Consider the following 17,404-nt stretch of genomic DNA (forward strand, 5'->3'; position numbering starts at 1 on the left):
GGCCCGTGAACTGAGGTTCACGGGCCGCCACGCATATTCTATATTGGCTATATAATCCCGTCAGGCATGTTAAGCCGGGGTGGATTCCGTATCCGCTGCTTCGGGAGCCACAGCGTCCAAAGGTTCAACGTTACGTGGCTTCGTGAAACGCTGCAGCAGATACTGCATCGTGTAATTACCGAGCGCCACACCCGAGGCCATCGCCACCGCAATCGAGGCCGCCGTAATCATGTTCTGCATACCCAGAATCACGTCGGTCTCAACCGTCAGCAGGTACATGCCGCGGAAGAACGACAGACCCGGCAGCAGGAACGTAATCGCGGGAATCGAAAAGATGGCCTGCGGCACGTGCAGTCGGTACGCAAAATACGTACTCAACGCACCAATCACAACCGCCGCACACGCCGTCGGACCGCGACCCGTGCTTGGGCCGGCCAGAATATCATAGCTGTAATAAGCCGCCAGACCGCAGGTGGTGATGAGCATCAGCCACCCAACCTTCACCAGCTTCGTCTGCAGGGTAATCGCGAAGGTCGCCGTCGCAATCAGGAAGAAAAACGACGCAACGAGCGGGGTCGTCGGTTGGAAGCGCAGCTGCTCAATATCCAGGGTCGGGCCATTGAAAATATTAATAGCGCTCACCGCCGTCGCGATGCCGACCACCAGGCCCAAGAAGCTCATACCCGTCGACACGAAGCGGCCCGCGGCCGTCACCGGGAAACCGTTAATCGCGTCCTGCACGGCACCCACCAGGCGGGGGGTTGGCAAAAACATAATCATGCCCGCTGCAACCACCAGGGGTGCCGAAATCGGTTCCCCCGGACGCTGCAGAATCGAACCGTCGCCACCCAGCCAAATCGCCAGGAAGGTCATCAGGCCCGCGCTGGCTGCCATGCGGAAGAACGCCGGGATACCGATTGAGCTTAGCCACTGAATCAGCAAGTACACCGGAATAAAGATGATGGCCGCGCTCAGAGCCGTGGAGAAGCTCGCACCCAGCGCCGCGGTCAGCGTCGCGGCGCAGGCCAGGTTTGCCAGCCACACGACCAGCGGCGGGAAGGGCTTGGGTCGGTGCGTAATCTGGCTCAGCTTTAGGTCGGCAATCTCAAGGGTCATGCCGCCTCGCGTAATTTTGTAAATCAGGCCGTACACCTCGGAGAGCGCCTCATAGTTCTCCGTAGAAGAACGCACCACGCGCACAAGCGTGTGGGTAAAGCGCTCGTCCGCGTTCGCGTTGCGCTTGGCAATGCGGGACTCCATGTAGATATCCGGGTCCGAGGTGTAGTTGATGGTCACCGACTGGTTGGTAATATCAACGTCCACCGAATCCAGCCCGTACGCGGAAGAGACCGCGATGATGGCCGAGTCCACGTCCATAGCATCGGCACCGTAGTGGAACATCGCCTCCGCCAAACGCAGGGTGAAGTTCAGGGTATCGCGGGCGTATTCCTTCTCGCGACGGAAGGCCTCACGGCGCTCGTGCTCCTGAGTACGAATGGTCGGCACGAACTGCCGCTGGGCGATGCGAGCGGCACCGCGCGGCGCGTCGGGAGCCGCCTCCTCGGTACGCACAAAAGAACGTAGGTGGCGCGTACCCCAGCGACCGCCGGTACCGCGGCCTCGCGCTCCTCGTACGTTCCGACCCACGAGGGGCACGGCGGTCGTCGCCGCCGAGACGGGGCCGGTCTTGGGCACCGCGGCAGAGGCCGTATCGAGGCCGTAACGCTGCGCGGCCTGGGAGTTCGGAACCTGAGGAATCATGCCGGTCATGGGAACCGGCTGGGAGGGGCGCGTCAGAGCCGCCTCAGTCACCACGTTGCTGGCAGTTACGGGATGCGCTTCGCTGCGGTATGCGTCCAGTTCATCCTCGGGGGTGAGGGACGGGTCAATGAGGGTACGGGCACCGTGGTCGAGCTCGGCAGGCTCCTCCTGCGGGGCGGATACCTCGTCCGGGACGGTAGAAATACCAACCTGCGCGGCTACGTCGTGCAGAACATCGCTCACGGCGTGCGCCTGCACGGTCCCCGTCTCTTCGGAGGTGTTCTGCTGCGCCAGGACGCGGCGCAGGCGCTCGTCAGCAACCTGATCGAGGGAGACCAGGGGAAACCCGCCCTTGCCTGCGACGTAACCCGCTGTGATCGCGGGGACGGCCTCTTCCGAGGCGCTATTCCGGGTGTTATCCGGCTCTCCCGGCTGAGCCTGCGCCTCGCCTGCATGCGACGCGTTCCGCGCTCCGGCTCGTACCTCCGAAGGCGCGGGAGTATTCCTCGATTCTGCCAATGTCCCCTCCCGTTTAGACAGTGCCCCTATAGTCTAACAAGGGAGCGACGCGAGGGGTACACCCTCGTGAGCAGGTCCCGAAATCAAATTCTCCACCCCTCCGCCCGGCCCGTTTTCTTCGGCTGTTCGCGGTCTGCCTCCCCTCGGCGAAGAACGCGGGCAACAAAATATCCCGCCACCTCAGTGACGGGATATTTACGCATTGTGTGCTCGTTTCCGCACCCGTGGGCGACGGAATACGGCAACCCGGCCGGGGCCGAGGTTAATTACTCAGCGTCGTGGTCGGTCTCGAGGATCTTAACCAGCGAGTCCAGAGCCTCTTCAGCACCCTCACCCTCAGCACGCAGAACGACAACATCGCCGTGCTTTGCGCCCAGGGACATCAGGGACAGGATGGATGCTGCATCCATAGCCTCATCGGCGGGCTCGCCCTTAGCTGCGATGGTGACCTCGACGGGGAGGTCGCCAGCTGCCTCAGCGAAAATTGCTGCCGGACGTGCGTGCAGGCCGACACGGCTTGCGATAGTGGCTTCGCGCTCTGCCATTATGTTTCTCCTTTGATTCAGGAACCGAAATAATCTCGGAACCTATTCTAGATGAACGGGGCGCGTTAGGACCCGCCCTTACCCTATAAATTGTACCGGTTAGCCCTGCGCTAACAAACATAAAAATGCCGGGTGCAGAAATAATCTCTGCACCCGGCATTGTAGGTGTGTCGGCTCATGGGCCGAGCGGTTCAGCGACCATCCGACGGTGAGGAAGCCGCGAACCCTAGCGACTCTTGATTAGAGGCCCAGCTCGTCCAGAATCGGCAGAGCCTTGCGTGCGCTCTCCTTCGCCTCGGCAGAGGAAATCTGCTGCAGGGCGATAGCGGCAATCTGCTGTGCCTTCTCCTTGGTGACGGACTTCAGCACGGCGGCCACGGCGGGGATAGCGCCGGCGTTCATGGACAGGGTATCAACGCCCAGACCAATCAGAACAACAGCCAGAGCCGGGTCGGCTGCGGCCTCGCCACAGACGCTCACGTACTTCTTCTTGCCGGCGGTGACCGATGCACGCTGAGCACCCTCAACGGTCATCTTGATCATCTTCAGCACCGCGGGCTGCCAGGGGTTGTTCAGGTGAGCCAAATCGCCCAGCAGGCGGTCAGCCGCCATGGTGTACTGGGTCAGGTCGTTGGTACCGATGGACACGAAGTCCACCTCGCCCAGGATTGCCTCGGCGTTCATCACGGCTGCGGGGGTCTCAACCATCACACCGTGAACGGGCAGGCCAATCTCCTTGAGCATGTTCGCGAAGTTGCGAGCCTCGGAGGTGGTCGAAATCATCGGGGCCATAACCCAAATGTCGGCGTCGGAATCCTCCGAAGCGGCCTTGATAGCCTGCAGCTGGCGGGTCAGAACGCCCGGCACGGTCCAGTCGGTACGGAAACCGCGGACACCCAGTGCGGGGTTCTCCTCGGGGTTCACGTTCAGGAACGGTAGGGGCTTGTCGGCGCCGGCGTCCAGGGTACGAACCACGATGTGCTTGCCGGGGAATGCGTCAAACACGGACTTGTAGGTCTTAGCCTGAGTCTCGATGGAGGGCTCAGCGTCGTGGCCCAGGAAGCCGAACTCGGTGCGGAGCAGGCCAACACCCTCAGCCTTCAGGCTTGCAGCCTTTTCAGCGGACTTGCCGTCACCAACGTTTGCGTACAGCTCAACGCGGGTGCCGTCAGCCAGCACGCCCTGGCCGTCAAAGTCAGCGACGGGCTTACGGTTTGCGTACTTGATTGCTGCTTCGCGGTCAGCGTCGGTGGGCTCGGTGTCAACGATGCCTTCGTTGGAGTCCACGTAGACGATGGTGCCGTCAGCAATCTCGGTCACGCCCTTGGCCGCCACAATAGCGGGCAGGCCCAGGCCGCGAGCCAGAATAGCGGTGTGTGCCTGGGGGCCACCGTCAGAGGTAATCAGGGCGATAACCTTCTCGGGGTCCAGGGTTGCGGTGTCGGCCGGTGCCAGGTCGATCGCGGCCAGGATGAACGGCTCATCAGAAACGGGGATGCCGGGAGCCTGCTGACCGGTCAGCTCAGCAACAATGCGGGCACGAACGTCGTGGATGTCGGTCACGCGCTCAGCCATGTAGCCGCCCAGGGCAGCCATCTGGTCAGCGAAGGAGGTTGCCGCCTCCCAAATAGCGCGCTCGGGGGCCATCTCCTGGGTCTCGACCAGCTTGATAGCACTCTTGATGAGTGCACGGTCGGTAGCCATCTGAGAGGTGGACTTCAGAACAGCCTTACCGTCACGGCTAGCGTGCTCTGCGCGAGCCAGCAGGTCTTCCTTAACGCGGACCGAAGCGTCCTTGATGCGCTGCGCTGCTGCCTCGGCGGTCTCACTGCTCAGACGCAGGCCGTCCTTGGGCTCTTCAATGGGCTTGGGCATCTGAAGAACCGGGCCAATCACGCGACCGGCGTAGACGCCGACGCCCTTGTAGGTAGTCATGGGATTCATATCCTATCTGTGGGTTCTCTACAGTGTAACGCGTTCTATTCGCGCTGTCCTCTGTAGTTGCGAGTCAATCAGAAGATGAGGTCTACGGTTTAGGCGGATGCCTTGGAACGGGCACCCATGGACTTCAGCACAACGTACACCAGAGCCGATAGCACGGTACCGGCCAGCACGGCCACGAAGAACATCAGCGGGTTCTGCGCCAGACCAATAATCCAGATACCGCCGTGCGGTGCCGGAGAGGCCACGTGAGCGCTCATCGAGATGGCACCGGCGAGGGCACCACCCACAATGGTCGAGGGGATGACACGGGCGGGATCAGCCGAGGCGAAGGGAATAGCACCCTCGGAGATGAAGGATGCACCCAGCAACCAGGCGGCCTTGCCGTTCTCGCGCTCGGCCTCGCTGAAGAGCTTGGGGCGCAGGGTGGTGGCCAGGGCCATGGCCAGCGGCGGGACCATACCCGAGATGATGACGGCGGCCATGATTTCCTGGTTCACGGTCGCACCCGAGGACAGGCCGGCGGTTGCGAAGAGGTAAGCAGCCTTGTTGATGGGGCCACCCAGGTCAGAAGCCATCATGGCACCCAGGATCAGGCCGAGCAGCAGAGCGGAACCACCAGACATGGAGGTCAGCCAATTCTGCAGGGTGGTCATAACCCAAGCCAGGGGCGCACCGAGCAGCAGGTACATTGCCAGGCCGGTCACCAGCGAAGTCACGAGCGGAGTGATGACCACGGGCATCATGGAACCCAACCAGCGGGGCAGCTTCAGGGTGCCCAGAGCGTACGCAATCAGACCGGCGAGGATACCGCCGACGATACCGCCGAGGAAGCCCGCGTTCACCGCAAGAGCCACCGAACCGGCAATGAAGCCCGGAGCAATACCGGGACGCTGAGCCAGACCGTACGCAATGTACGCGGCAAGAGCCGGAACCATCAGGCTCAGACCGAAACCACCGATGGTCTGCAGCACGGCACCCAGGTACAGGGTCCAGTGCACGTCACCCAGGTTGAACAGGGTTGCCGAACCCAGAATTGCCTTGGTGTCCACGTCGCCAAGGTTCGGCATGGTGATGGCCTCGAAGACGAAGCCGAGGGCCACCAGAATACCGCCGGCGGCGACGAACGGAATCATGTAGGAGATACCGGTCATCACGGCCTTGTAGATGCGCGAGCCCCAGGCACCCTCGGAGGCGCCGGCGCTGTCATCGGAGGTGGATGCGGCGGCGGCCACGCGGGCACCGTTCGGGTTCTCGGCCTCGGCCAAGGCCTCAGCGATCATTTTCTTCGGCTCGTCGATACCGCGCTTGACGGGGGACTCCACGAAGGGCTTACCGGCGAAGCGGTTGCGGTCACGCACATTCACCGACACGGCAAAAATCACGGCGTCGGCGGCGTCAATATCGGCCTGGCTCAGGGTTTCGTTGCCCGAGGAGCCCTGGGTCTCAACCTTCAGGTCGTAGCCGAGTTCCTCGGCGGCGTACTTGAGGGCGTCGGCGGCCATGTAGGTGTGGGCGATACCGGTGGGGCACGCGGTCACCGCGACAATCTTCTTCACGGCCGGCGCGCTTTCAGATGCCTTCGGGGCTTCCTTCTCGGCAGCGGCGGGGGCGGCGTGCGCAGCCTCGGCGGGCTTAGCCTCCGCCTTCTTCTCGCCCACGCCCAGCGCACCGTTCACCAGGTCCACGACCTCATCGGCGGACGAAGCCTCACGCAGGGCGGCGGTGAAGCTCTTCTTCATGAGGGAGCGTGCCAGAGTGGACAGCAGCTTCAGGTGTGCCTGGTCAGCGCCGTCGGGTGCAGCAATGAAGAAAATCAGGTCGGCGGGGCCGTCCTTTGCACCGAACGAAACGGCGGGGTTGGGGCGTGCCATGGCCAGGGTCGGCTCGGTGACGGCGGCGCTACGGCAGTGCGGAATCGCAATACCGCCGGGGATGCCGGTGTCGGTCTTGGATTCGCGTGCCTCGGCAGCCGCGTAGAGCTGCTCGAAGTCGGTCGCGCGGCCGGCCTTGACGACAGCTTCGGCAAGCTTGGCGATGACGTCGAATCGGGTGTCGCCGAGATTCTCGTCCAGTAGGACGAGATCCGCGGTGATCAGATCGGACATGTTCTCTCCTCGGGTTGGAGTGGAGGCGGGATGCTCCGGCGGGAACGCCCTCCTCCTGTGTTTTAAGTGTGTGCAGAGCCTTGGACAAATATTCTCAAATTAGAATATTTACGTCGGTGGTGCTTCGCTCCTCGTCAGAGCTGAATCTGACGGACAGTAACCTTCTCGGGGGTGGTCTGATCCAGCGAGGGCATACGGGTACCGGGCAGGGCCGCCGCGGCAGAACCGTGGGCCACCGCCTGAACCAGGCAACCGGGCGCATCCGCGCCGCGAGTATGCGCGATCAAGAAGCCCGAGAGCGAAGAGTCACCGGCACCCACAGTGCTACGCACCTGAATCGGCTCGTGCACGGCGTGCCAGATACCTTCCTCGGTCACGAGCACCGCGCCGCCGCCGCCCAGGGTGGCCAACACGTACTCGATGCCGTCGCCAAGCAGCTTCTGAGCGGTGCGGGCGGTCAGCTCGGGGCTGGCCTCCAGCTCCTCCCAATTATCGCTACCGGTCAGCTGGGCTAGCTCCTCGGAGTTGGGCTTAATCAGCGTGGGCTTGTGCTCACCCGCAACGGTCGCAATCAGTGGCGCCTCAGAAGTATCAATAGCAATCTTGCCCGCGTAACCGGAGGCGCGTAGGGCCGCCACCAGCTCGGAATAGTAGGTGGGCTCTAGACCCGGCGGAAGAGAGCCGGCCAGGACCACCCATTCGGCTCCCTTGGAACGCTCAACCACCAGGGCGTCCAGCTTCTCGCGCAGCTGCGCATCAAAGTGGGTGCCGGGAGCATTCAGCTTGGTGGTGGTGCCATCGGGGTCCACCACGGTGATGTTCGAGCGAATCGGCTCACCGGTCGGCAGGTTCGCAAACTCGACATCCACCGCAGACAGAGCGGTCAGCACCGGGTCGGTGGACTCGCCGGGCACAATAGCCACGGTCGGAACACCGGAAACCTGCAGCGCGCGAGAAATATTCACGCCCTTGCCGCCCGGATCCTGTACGGCACCGACAGCACGCTGCACGGCGCCGTGGGCCAGGGGCGCGCCGAGCTCAATCGTGCGGTCCAGGCTGGGGTTGGCGGTCAGAGTAATAATCATTAGGCAATCACAATCTCAACATTGGCGGCCTCGAGCGCCTGGCGAAGGGCGCCCTCGGGCTCGCGATCGGTAATGAGGGTGTCAATATCCTCAAATCCAGCGAAGCGGACCAGGGACTCCTGGCCAAACTTCGCGGAGTCACAGAGCAGGACCACGCGACGGGCGGACTTGCAGATTGCAGTCTTAACGATTGCCTCGTTCATGCCGGGAGTGGAGATGCCAAAGTGCGGCTCGATGCCGTTGGCACCGATAAACGCAATATCGGGGCGCATCGTGCCGAAGTGCTCGGCCGCGCGGGCGCCGACGGCGGCCCAGGTCATCTTACGCAGCTGACCGCCCACCAGCTCGAGGGTTACGCCCTCGGCCTCGGCGAGCTTAACTGCAATATGCAGTGCGTGGGTGATGATGATGCGGTCGTTGCCGGTCTTAAGGCTGAAGTTCTCGGCGCCGATGTGGTCGGCGAGAATCTCGATGGTGGAACCCGCGTCCAGCACGATGGAACCCGACTCAGAATCGCGTAGCATCTGGTACGCCTTGGTAGCGATGCGACGCTTCTCCGGGGTGTTCATGCCCTGGCGGGAGGAAATAGACGATTCCAGAGAGGTGGACTGCTCGATGGTCACCGCGCCACCGTGGACGCGGCGAAGCTTGCCGGCCTCTTCCAGGGCGGCAAGGTCACGGCGCACGGTCTCCATGGTCACATCGTATCGGCGCGCAAGGTCTGCGCCGTTCACGCGGCGTGCGGAGGCAACGAGCTTTGCAATTTCGGCACGGCGTTCTTCTGCGAACATAAATTCGGTGTTCTTTCGGTAGTGGGTAGGAAATCTGTGCGTATCTATGGCGTGTTCTCAGTGTGGGTACGTTCCCGCGGGAAGCAAACGCAGTGCGCCCCAGAACATCCATTATCATACTTGATTTTATGTGGGTTTTTGTGGGTAGGTCAATATAAACCACCGTATTCGCCGGAATATTACCCTGTGTTCCCTACAGAAACCACACCCTTTACCACCCCGTATGAGTGATTATGTCTGTTTGACTCGATGATACGTTGGGTTTTGTTCCGCGGACCACACATAACGCGGCCCACACGCATCGACCACCGGTGTCCACCGGTCGGGCGGCGGGCCGGTCCCTACGCCCGGCGCTCCCGGCGTTTGCGGAGCACCCGGTGCATCCAGAAAGCGCAGGCCGCTCCCAGCAGGGCACCCGTACCGTTCATGAGCACATCCACGAAATCCCCCGTGCGGTTAGGCATGAAGCTTTGAATCGTCTCGATGCACGCGCTCACCACGAACCCGGCGTACAGCACATGGCGTCGCGCAGACGGTCCCAGGAGCAGGGCGAAGAGGAAGCCTCCGGGCACAAACATGATGACGTTTGAGAGCTGCTCGATGCTGGAGTAGGTCACAAACTCGGGTAGCCAGCCGGCGGCGTGGCCCGCATCCAGCAGGGCTGCGAGGCGGCCACCCATCTCGTTGTCGTCCACGTGGACGGGGGCGAACACGATGCTCGCCACGACCAGGCAGTACAGTGCGGTAAGGGCCCAGAGGGCGCCGCGGAGCACGCGCATCCCCCGGGAGAGGGGACGCGCCGAGGACTCAGCTGCCCCCTCGGGTGCAACGGATGCCCCCTGCGCCGGACGCTCAAGGACTTTGCCCGCGGGGCGCGCGCTACCAGACAATGCGACCCACCTCGTCGGTGTATCGCGAGGAGTCCCACGCGAAGAGGCCGGGGACGTCCACCACCAGCGGCTCGGCGTTCGGCACGGTTACGGTCCACTCCTCACCCGCGGCGGCGGAGAGGGCGCGGCGAATCAGGCTGCCGTGGCTGACGGCGATAATCTTCTGTTCTCCGCCTCGCTCCGCGTAGTCCCGCACAATCTGGCGCAGCACGCGTACCGCGCGAATGTACACGTCGCGTTCGGATTCCACGTTCGGGTAGTAGCGCTCGGGGGCGCGGCGTTCAGGGGCGGGAATGTCCAGGCCCTCGCCGTCACCATAGGCGCGCTCGACCAGCTCGGGGTAGGTCTTGTCCACCTGCAGGTCGAAGTGCTCGCCGACCAGCTGCGCGGTCTCGTGGGCGCGGGACAGCGGCGAAGACACCAGCACCGTAAAGTCCAGGCCCATCTCCGCCAGCTTCCGGCCGGTGGTGCGTGCCTGCTCGCGACCGGTGTCGTTGAGCGGAATGTCCGTGACGCCCTGCATGAGGTTCGCCTTGTTCCAATCGGTCTGGCCGTGACGAATCAGGGTGAGGGAGGTGTTCTCGGCGCCGGCGGGCAGGGGCTCAGGTCCCAGGTCGGGTTCGTTCTGATGCACGAGCAGGCGGTCGATGGTGCTGTCCAGGTACTGCAGGGGCACCTCGGTCAGGGAGGCGTTGACGGGAATCGGGTAGAAACCCTCCTCAGTGAGGCAGTCGGGGCGCTCCCCCAGCAGGGCGTTCATCATCAGCGCGATGAACATGCCGTGGGTTGCCACCAGCACGGTCTTGCCGTCGTACTCGCGGCGCACGCGGTTCAGAGCCGCCAGGCCGCGGGCGACGAATTCCTCCGTGGGTTCCACGCCGTACTCCTCACCGGATTCGCGGGAGGCGAGCACCAGCTCGCGAGTGGCGATTTGCCCCTCCAGCTCGCCGAAGGAGCGCTCCTGGAACCCGGCCACGGCACCCCGGTAGGGCACGTTCAGGCCTTCGGCCACAATCTCGGCGCTTTCGGCCGCGCGGCTCAGGGGCGAGGAGAGCACCAGGTCGACGACGGTGCCTTCGTCACGGGCCTGCTTCAGCGCGTCGATGGCGGTGCGCACCTGGTCGCGGCCGGTGTCGTTGAGGGGAATGTCGGTGCCGCCCTGGAAACGGTGGTCGATGTTCCAATCGGTCTGCCCGTGGCGCATAAGAATGATGCGGGTTCCGTGCGGTTCGGACGCGACGGGGGTGATGATGGGGGTGTTCTGTGCGTCGGTCATCCTTCTAGTATCCCACTCGTCTCCGCGAGTTCAAGGGGTCGAAGCCACACCGCCTGCACGCCGCCCGCGGTGCCGACCTCATACCGGAGGACGAGGCGAATAGCTCCCTCCCGCGCCGCGTCGGCCCTTTTTCTCAGCGTATTCCCATATTTTTCAGCCCTCAGATGGAGGGCCGAGCCGCCGAGAAGCTGAGATGATAGACGGGTACTTCCGTTAGTTCATATCCGATGAAGGTTGCTATGACGCAGAATCCTCAACCCCAGAACCCGCAGTTCCAGGCTCCCACGTCCCAGAACCCGTACTCGATGACCCCTCCGCAGGCGGCGCAGCCTGCGGGCCAGTACTCCACCCAGCCGGGTCAGCCGAGCCAGGCGGGGTATTATCAGGGCCAGCCGGGTTACCCCGCTCAGGCACCCCAGATGCCCCAGCAGATGCAGCAGGCGCCCTTCGCGCCCGGTGCGATTATTTCTGCCCGCAACCTGCACAAGTCCTACGGCAATAACCCGGTTCTGCGTAACGTGAGCCTCGATATCTACCCCGGCGAATCCGTGGCGATTATGGGTCCTTCCGGTTCCGGTAAGACCACCCTGCTGCACGCGCTCTCGGGCATTATTAAGCTCGATGCCGGTTCCGTGCTGTTCAACTCCCCCACCGGTCAGGTGGCGGTGGAGTCCCTCAGCGAGCGCGAGCGCACCTCCCTGCGCGCTAGCTCTTTTGGTTTCGTGTTCCAGCAGGGTCTGCTGGTTCCCGAGCTGACCGCGGAGGAGAACGTCTCCCTCGCCGCGATGATTGCCGGTATTCCCCGCCAGCAGGCGCGCGCCATTTCTGCTGACCTGCTGAACCGCCTGGGTCTGGGCCAGATGCTGGATCGCCGCATGGGTGAGATGTCCGGTGGTCAGGCCCAGCGCGTGGCTATTGCCCGTTCGCAGGTGAACGGCGCCCCCGTGACCTTTGCGGATGAGCCGACCGGCGCGCTGGATTCGAAGACCGCGCGCGAGGTGATGGCGCTGCTGCTGACCATGATTCCGCAGCAGGGTAAGACTCTGCTGGTGGTCACCCACGATCCGAACGTGGCTGCCGCGTGCTCCCGCGTGGTGTATCTGCAGGACGGCCAGATCGTGAGCGATCAGCGCAATAGCCAGGGTGGCGTACCCGCGCAGAACGGCACCCAGAACCCTGACGCTCAGTCTCAGGCAGGTGCATAATGCAAATCTATGCCCTGCTCGCCAAGCGAACCCTATGGAGTTCGCAGGCGATTCTTCCCGTACTGGCTTTTGCGGCCTCATCGGCGCTGTTTTTGACGGTTGCCGGTGGTGTTCAGGCGCTGAGTACGTGGCTTGAGCACGCCAACGTTGACCACGAAATGATCAACCTGATGGGCATTCAGAAGCTCTACATGGGTTTGGCGTGGGTTGCCGCTCTGGTGCTGGTTGTTCCGCTCTTTACCCTGGGTGCCTCGGCGGCTCGTTTGAGTGCCCGCCGCCGTGACGAGCGCCTGGCCTCCCTGCGCCTGATTGGTGCCTCCACGACCCTGATTGTGGGTCTGTCTGTTGCGGACGCGCTGGTGTACTCTCTTGTGGGTTTCATCATCGGTCTGTTGCTCTACCTGGTGCTGATTTTCCCGTTCGGCGCCCTGCACTTCATGAACGTTCCGCTCGGTGCCGAGAATATGCTTCTTCCGGTGAGCATGATTTTCTACTGCTTCCTGGGTTGCATGGTTCTGGCGGCGCTGAGCTCCCTCTTCGGCCTGGCGAAGGTCAGCATTAGCCCGCTGGGTGTGCGTACCCGCGCGAAGGCTGGTTCTGCTGGTTATATTGCCCTGGGTATCGGTGTTGTGCTGGTCATCGCCGTGATGATTCTGGCGTCTACCTCCACGGGCTTCAGCATGTTCTCGCCCTTCCAGGACGGCGGCGCCGATAGCGCCATCAAGAACCTGGCGATTTTCATTGCTCTGCCGGGTCTGCTGATGATGGTTGCTATCGACCTGATTGGTACCTTCCTGGTGTGGGCGTACGCAAAGATTCGTGTGCGCATGACCCAGAAGGCGTCGGTTCTGCTGGGTTACCGTGCGGTGCTGGAATCCCCGCGTGGGGCGTGGCGTCAGGTTTCGGGTGTGGCGCTGTCGACCTTCCTGGTGACCTTCTTCGGCCCCATCCTGATTCTGGCGGGTGAGATGAGCAAAGACGCGAAGCAAGCCGGTCCTGCTGCCAGCCCCTTCATGACCATCATGCAGGACATGTTCCAGGGCATGCTGCTCATGCTGTTCTTCTCGTACCTGCTGGTCACCCTCTCCGCAGTGCTGAACCAGAGCGCCGCCATTTACGAGCGTGGTTCGCTGTATTCTTCACTGAATATGATGGGTACCCCCACGAAGCTGCTGCAGGCTTCGCGCCTGACCGTGGTCTTCGGCCCGCTGGTGCTCATCAGCGTGATTTCTGCGCTGCTGGGTCTTCCGCTGACGGCTTTGATTGCGGCTCAGGGTCTTCCCGGTGAGGTTCTGGCGAAGATGTTCGGTCTAACCTTCGGCGCTATTGCGCTGGGTCTGGTACTGGTCTATGTGGGCCTGTTGGCGACCATTCCGTTTATGCGTCAGGTGACTCATAAGCCGGTGTCCGCTCTCTAGGCTGCTCGGCCTCTACCCTCCCGTTGCGTTCTCCGGACGCGGCGGGAGGGTTTCTTTATGCCTACTGACGCATTGCGTGCTTTTGTGCTGCGTGCGTTTGTGCCCTCACCCGGTTTGTGCCCTGCATGTTTTCTCAGGCGCCGGGCTGGCGCTTCCTTCACCGATGGCCCTGTGAGAGACTGGCATTATGTTTGAACACACCGTACCCTCCGATTGGTTCCCCCGCTGCGCAATCTTCGACTGCGACGGCATCCTCCTCGATTCTGAGACCGTCTGGAACGATGTGCAGCGTGAGCTTTTCGCACGCTGGTCTGTTCCCTTCACCGAAGAGGTGGAGCACCGCCTCACCGGCCTGGCGGCAGCCGACGTCGCCGAGGAGCTTGCACTGCTCTCCTACGAGGCGCAGAACGGCCAGAAGCCGGACACCGCCTCCGCAGAGTACGCCGAGCACCATGAACGCGTGATGAAGGATCTGCTCACCACCGAGCACGAGGTCATCAGCTCCGGCGTGGAGCTGATTGAGGGCGCGCAACAGTTCCTGGGCTTCCTGAGCGAGCACATGCCGGTTGCGGTGGCGTCGAACTCCACCGCGAACATTCTGACCCTGAAAATGGAAAGCTACGGTTACGCCCCGCTGGTGCGCAGCTGGGTCAGCAGCAACGACGTTCCGGCCGGTAAGCCCGCCCCGGACATGTACCTGGAGGCGGCACGTCGCCTCGGCTTTGAAGGTCACGAGGCGCTGGCGTTCGAGGACTCCCCCGCGGGCGCGCAGGCGGCACGTGACGCCGGTACGAAGGTCATGATTTACGTTCCGGAAGGCACCGACCCGGCAAAGGCACCGACCGGTTTTGGGCGCTTCGATTCGTTCAATGACCCGCAGCTCTGGGAGGCGGCACGCACCTGGATCGCCAAGCTTGAGGCGGCACAGCAGTCTGAGGCAGCTCAATAGTCTGAGGCAGCGCAGAACTAAGCACATACCGCAGACGCCTCACCGCGCCACCGCCTCACCTGATAGGCAGCATCAAGAAAGACCCCCGGCCCGCTCCTCAAGGAGCAGACCGGGGGTCTTCTATGCTTATCAGCTGCCTCTCTAGCACCCGCTCTTGTAGCCCTTTGACCTCATCAGCACTCTCGCGGAGCGCTACTTTTCAAAAGTCTCACTAAACGGTACCAATACAAAACATCACGAGAACCTGAACATTGGCAGGTTCTCGTGATGCTAGGTGTTTTAGAACTCCAAGGATGCTTATTTCGGCTGTTGCTTATAGAAAACAAAAGCGTACAGGATACTCATAAGTAGAACTACAACCTGAGCCAAAGGGTCAAGCCAATACACTTGTAAAATTACTACAGCCAACATAAAAAATACGGATTTTATGAAGGATGCCGCAGGTTGTACGTAGTTCTTATTTGCACGATATGCAGAGTACCCAAAAACTCCACAAAGAATTAAAATACCGGCAACATTATAAAACATTGAATCATGCGAAGATGTAAAATAATAGCAAGAATAACCTGCGAACCATAATTCAGGTATCGGTATGTATCTAGTGTCGACCAACTTAATCACCTCAGATATTTATTCAATTTTTGCTGTCAGCGGTGGCATACCCCAATCTGCGTAGAACGCGATTCCACGTCCTTCTACACCGGCTCCGACAATTTTCATGGCTAGGTCGGCGAAGAACAGCGACCCCAGAACTGCGGAACCTATCGCGATGGGGCCACTAAAAGTGGCAGTAAAGGCTGTCCAAGCGGCCATGAGGGCAGCAGGGCTAACCTGAGCAGCTGCGAACAACATGGACGCTGTACCCGTAGTTAGGGTGGCATTGTCGATGTACAAAATTCGCGCGCCATCTCCACGGTCTCCCGCCACTACAGCTCTAGGAGCAGTGGAAATGCGGCTCTTCCGAGTTGAGTGTGGGTGACCGGGTGTTGGTCGGGGGTTGCGGGTAGAGGTCGAGGTCCTTGATGATGAGCGGACTTCTACCCCCGCTGTCGTCAAGGACCTCGACAATGTCTCACCCTACCTGCTGCTGCTCTGTGTCGCTTGATCGTTGTGATCGGTGTGATCTGCTCGTCGACTTGGAGGGCTTCCATCTGATGAGTGCGGTTCGCACCCCAGATGCTCTGGTGCTCGATGTTGAGTCGTGCAACCAGCTGGCGGGGTGCCCAGATTGTGGGGTGATCGCTCAAGGTCATGGGCGTGTGGTGGTGGAGGTGATCGACGCGCCCTGGGCCGGGGTCCCGGTGCGGATCCGGTGGCATAAGCGACGCTGGATATGCCGCGAACATACCTGCCAGATCACGACTTTCGCTGAGCAGAACCACTCGGTGTGTGCTCCCAGGGCGCGTCTGGGTGTTCGGGCGATCCGCTGGGCGATCCGACAGTTGCGCTTCGAGGGAGCCACTATCTCGGGGCTGGCCCGCCAGTTAGGAACCACGTGGAATACCGTGTGGTCCCATATCAAGCCGTGTCTGCAAGCCGCATCTGATGACCCCGCCCGTTTCTCAGGGGTGCGGGTGCTGGGGGTTGACGAGCACGTGTGGCACCACCAGGACCGACGCCGACGAGGGCCCCGTGAGCTCACCGGCATCGTCGACCTGACGCGAGGGGAGGATCATCCCACGGCCCGCTTGTTGGATCTGGTCCCGGGAAGGTCTGGCACCGTGTACAAGAACTGGCTGGCCGAGCGCGGCGAAGACTTTCGCTCCGGTATCCAGATCGCGACGCTGGATCCCTTCCAGGGATATAAGAACGCCATTGATGACCAGCTCCAAGACGCCACCAGCGTGCTCGATGCCTTTCACATCGTCAAGCTCGCCGGTGACGCTCTCGATGAGGTGCGTCGTCGCGTCCAGCAAGACACGACCGGTCACCGCGGGCGCAAGGGTGATCCTCTCTATCAGATCCGCAATCTTTTGCGCGCCTCGCGTGATCGGCTCACGAAGCGTCAACAAGAACGACTCCGTGAGGCCTTCACGGCAGATGAGGCGCATATCAGTGTGGAAGTCGCCTACCACTGCGCCCAGCAAGTGCGCGACGTCTTCCATCAAGCCACACCCGCCCAAGGCCGACGCCTGGCCGCTCATCTCATCCAGCGCCTACCAACGTGTCCCATCCCCGAAATCGCCCGACTGGGTCGAACCCTACGCAAATGGAAGGACGCCTTCTTGGCCTACTTCGATACAGGAGGAGCCAGCAACGGCCCCACCGAAGCCATCAACGGAATCATCGAACTAGGAAGACGCACCGCCAGAGGCTACCGCAACCCCACCAACTACCAACTCCGAATGCTCCTCATCGCAGGAGGCCTAGATGCCTCCAACCACACTCAACTCTGAAGAGCCGGAAATGCTTTGAGCCACGCTGCCCGTAGATGTATTTGCTGTATTCAGTAGGGTATCGAGCTGAGAAACTTCTACATCAGTCAGTGAGTATTTTTTAGCAAGATCCCGCATAGAGGACTTCAGGGCTAGATTTCCATCGCGATCAAATGTGAATTCATGTTTTAAGGTATCCACGAGATTCGCATATGCTTCGCCCGTTTCATTTGAGTTTGCAGAAAAGCTACCTAAAGTAGGTGAAACAGATGAGACGCTCTGTGGAGCAGTGGATTCTGCGTGAGCAGGATAGCTCACCACCCCAGATATACCTATCGCCACAGTCGCAGAAATACAACTTACGATTGACTTACTAAAATTTTTCATTGCCTGTCCTTCTCTAGCTGTTGATGATATCTCTAGTTTGATGTGAACCGGAATACTTTTATGATATCAATTAGCAAAATGGGAGTCAAGATTATTTTAGTAACGATTCAATAATAATTTGCACCACTACAAACTATAGTATTTAGCTGCTAAA

At 61.3% G+C, this 17,404-nt stretch carries 13 protein-coding genes; 4 read left to right on the forward strand and 9 right to left on the reverse strand.

Going from position 1 to position 17,404, the window contains the following annotated elements; all coding sequences use genetic code 11:
• Positions 1 to 69 precede the first annotated feature (69 nt).
• The 8 genes from HMPREF2674_RS03970 to HMPREF2674_RS04005 all read right to left on the reverse strand — a co-directional run bounded on the left by HMPREF2674_RS03970 (position 70) and on the right by HMPREF2674_RS04005 (position 10,916).
• On the reverse strand, positions 70 to 2,280 hold the full coding sequence (locus tag HMPREF2674_RS03970; protein WP_070824888.1) for a threonine/serine exporter family protein: 2,211 nt from the start codon (positions 2,278 to 2,280) through the stop codon (positions 70 to 72).
• A 266-nt stretch (positions 2,281 to 2,546) separates the two neighbouring features.
• Positions 2,547 to 2,825: an HPr family phosphocarrier protein gene (locus HMPREF2674_RS03975; protein WP_005504506.1), complete on the reverse strand. Its 279-nt coding sequence runs from the start codon at positions 2,823 to 2,825 to the stop codon at positions 2,547 to 2,549.
• 240 nt (positions 2,826 to 3,065) lie between these two features.
• Positions 3,066 to 4,760 (reverse strand): phosphoenolpyruvate--protein phosphotransferase, encoded by a 1,695-nt coding sequence (gene ptsP / locus HMPREF2674_RS03980; RefSeq protein WP_070824889.1) that lies wholly within the window; start codon positions 4,758 to 4,760, stop codon positions 3,066 to 3,068.
• Between the two features lie 98 nt (positions 4,761 to 4,858).
• The gene (locus HMPREF2674_RS03985; protein WP_070824890.1) at positions 4,859 to 6,874 is read right to left on the reverse strand and encodes a PTS fructose transporter subunit IIABC; all 2,016 of its coding nucleotides are present in this window, start codon (positions 6,872 to 6,874) and stop codon (positions 4,859 to 4,861) included.
• Positions 6,875 to 7,008: 134 nt separating this feature from the next.
• Positions 7,009 to 7,959: a 1-phosphofructokinase family hexose kinase gene (locus HMPREF2674_RS03990; protein WP_070824891.1), complete on the reverse strand. Its 951-nt coding sequence runs from the start codon at positions 7,957 to 7,959 to the stop codon at positions 7,009 to 7,011.
• Positions 7,959 to 8,750 carry a DeoR/GlpR family DNA-binding transcription regulator gene (locus HMPREF2674_RS03995; protein WP_049331499.1) on the reverse strand — a complete coding sequence of 264 codons (792 nt, stop codon included), beginning with the start codon at positions 8,748 to 8,750 and terminating at the stop codon, positions 7,959 to 7,961. The genes HMPREF2674_RS03990 and HMPREF2674_RS03995 overlap by 1 nt, the downstream gene beginning before the upstream one ends.
• Before the next feature lie 341 nt (positions 8,751 to 9,091).
• Positions 9,092 to 9,640 (reverse strand): VanZ family protein, encoded by a 549-nt coding sequence (locus HMPREF2674_RS04000; protein WP_239663125.1) that lies wholly within the window; start codon positions 9,638 to 9,640, stop codon positions 9,092 to 9,094.
• The gene (locus HMPREF2674_RS04005; RefSeq protein ID WP_070824892.1) at positions 9,630 to 10,916 is read right to left on the reverse strand and encodes a histidine phosphatase family protein; all 1,287 of its coding nucleotides are present in this window, start codon (positions 10,914 to 10,916) and stop codon (positions 9,630 to 9,632) included. The genes HMPREF2674_RS04000 and HMPREF2674_RS04005 overlap by 11 nt, the downstream gene beginning before the upstream one ends.
• A 239-nt stretch (positions 10,917 to 11,155) precedes the next feature.
• Between HMPREF2674_RS04005 and HMPREF2674_RS04010 the strand changes: the two genes are divergently transcribed.
• The 4 genes from HMPREF2674_RS04010 (at position 11,156) to HMPREF2674_RS04030 (ending at position 16,884) form a co-directional block, all read left to right on the forward strand.
• Entirely contained in the window at positions 11,156 to 12,121 is a 966-nt protein-coding gene (locus tag HMPREF2674_RS04010; protein ID WP_049331495.1) for an ABC transporter ATP-binding protein, read from the forward strand.
• Entirely contained in the window at positions 12,121 to 13,539 is a 1,419-nt protein-coding gene (locus HMPREF2674_RS04015; RefSeq protein ID WP_070824893.1) for an ABC transporter permease family protein, read from the forward strand. Before HMPREF2674_RS04010 ends, HMPREF2674_RS04015 begins: the two co-directional genes overlap by 1 nt.
• A gap of 187 nt (positions 13,540 to 13,726) precedes the next feature.
• Positions 13,727 to 14,488, forward strand: coding sequence for an HAD family hydrolase (locus HMPREF2674_RS04020; RefSeq protein WP_070824894.1), 762 nt, complete (start codon positions 13,727 to 13,729; stop codon positions 14,486 to 14,488).
• Between the two features lie 1,067 nt (positions 14,489 to 15,555).
• Positions 15,556 to 16,884: an ISL3 family transposase gene (locus HMPREF2674_RS04030; protein ID WP_096740576.1), complete on the forward strand. Its 1,329-nt coding sequence runs from the start codon at positions 15,556 to 15,558 to the stop codon at positions 16,882 to 16,884.
• Here HMPREF2674_RS04030 and HMPREF2674_RS09285 read toward each other — a convergent pair.
• Entirely contained in the window at positions 16,855 to 17,250 is a 396-nt protein-coding gene (locus HMPREF2674_RS09285; RefSeq protein WP_141761801.1) for a hypothetical protein, read from the reverse strand. The genes HMPREF2674_RS04030 and HMPREF2674_RS09285 overlap by 30 nt on opposite strands.
• Between the last annotated feature and the right edge of the window lie 154 nt (positions 17,251 to 17,404).

This window comes from Rothia sp. HMSC062F03, assembly GCF_001836905.1.
Lineage (GTDB): Bacteria > Actinomycetota > Actinomycetes > Actinomycetales > Micrococcaceae > Rothia > Rothia mucilaginosa_A.

Excerpts from the sequence above, each read along its gene's own strand:
- HMPREF2674_RS03975 (WP_005504506.1), bottom strand. The coding sequence starts at position 2,825 with ATGGCAGAGCGCGAAGCCACTATCGCAAGCCGTGTCGGCCTGCACGCA.
- ptsP (WP_070824889.1), bottom strand. The coding sequence starts at position 4,760 with ATGACTACCTACAAGGGCGTCGGCGTCTACGCCGGTCGCGTGATTGGC.
- HMPREF2674_RS03985 (WP_070824890.1), bottom strand. The coding sequence starts at position 6,874 with ATGTCCGATCTGATCACCGCGGATCTCGTCCTACTGGACGAGAATCTC.
- HMPREF2674_RS03990 (WP_070824891.1), bottom strand. The coding sequence starts at position 7,959 with ATGATTATTACTCTGACCGCCAACCCCAGCCTGGACCGCACGATTGAG.
- HMPREF2674_RS03995 (WP_049331499.1), bottom strand. The coding sequence starts at position 8,750 with ATGTTCGCAGAAGAACGCCGTGCCGAAATTGCAAAGCTCGTTGCCTCC.
- HMPREF2674_RS04005 (WP_070824892.1), bottom strand. The coding sequence starts at position 10,916 with ATGACCGACGCACAGAACACCCCCATCATCACCCCCGTCGCGTCCGAA.
- HMPREF2674_RS04010 (WP_049331495.1), top strand. The coding sequence starts at position 11,156 with ATGACGCAGAATCCTCAACCCCAGAACCCGCAGTTCCAGGCTCCCACG.
- HMPREF2674_RS04015 (WP_070824893.1), top strand. The coding sequence starts at position 12,121 with ATGCAAATCTATGCCCTGCTCGCCAAGCGAACCCTATGGAGTTCGCAG.
- HMPREF2674_RS04020 (WP_070824894.1), top strand. The coding sequence starts at position 13,727 with ATGTTTGAACACACCGTACCCTCCGATTGGTTCCCCCGCTGCGCAATC.
- HMPREF2674_RS04030 (WP_096740576.1), top strand. The coding sequence starts at position 15,556 with ATGTCTCACCCTACCTGCTGCTGCTCTGTGTCGCTTGATCGTTGTGAT.
- HMPREF2674_RS09285 (WP_141761801.1), bottom strand. The coding sequence starts at position 17,250 with ATGAAAAATTTTAGTAAGTCAATCGTAAGTTGTATTTCTGCGACTGTG.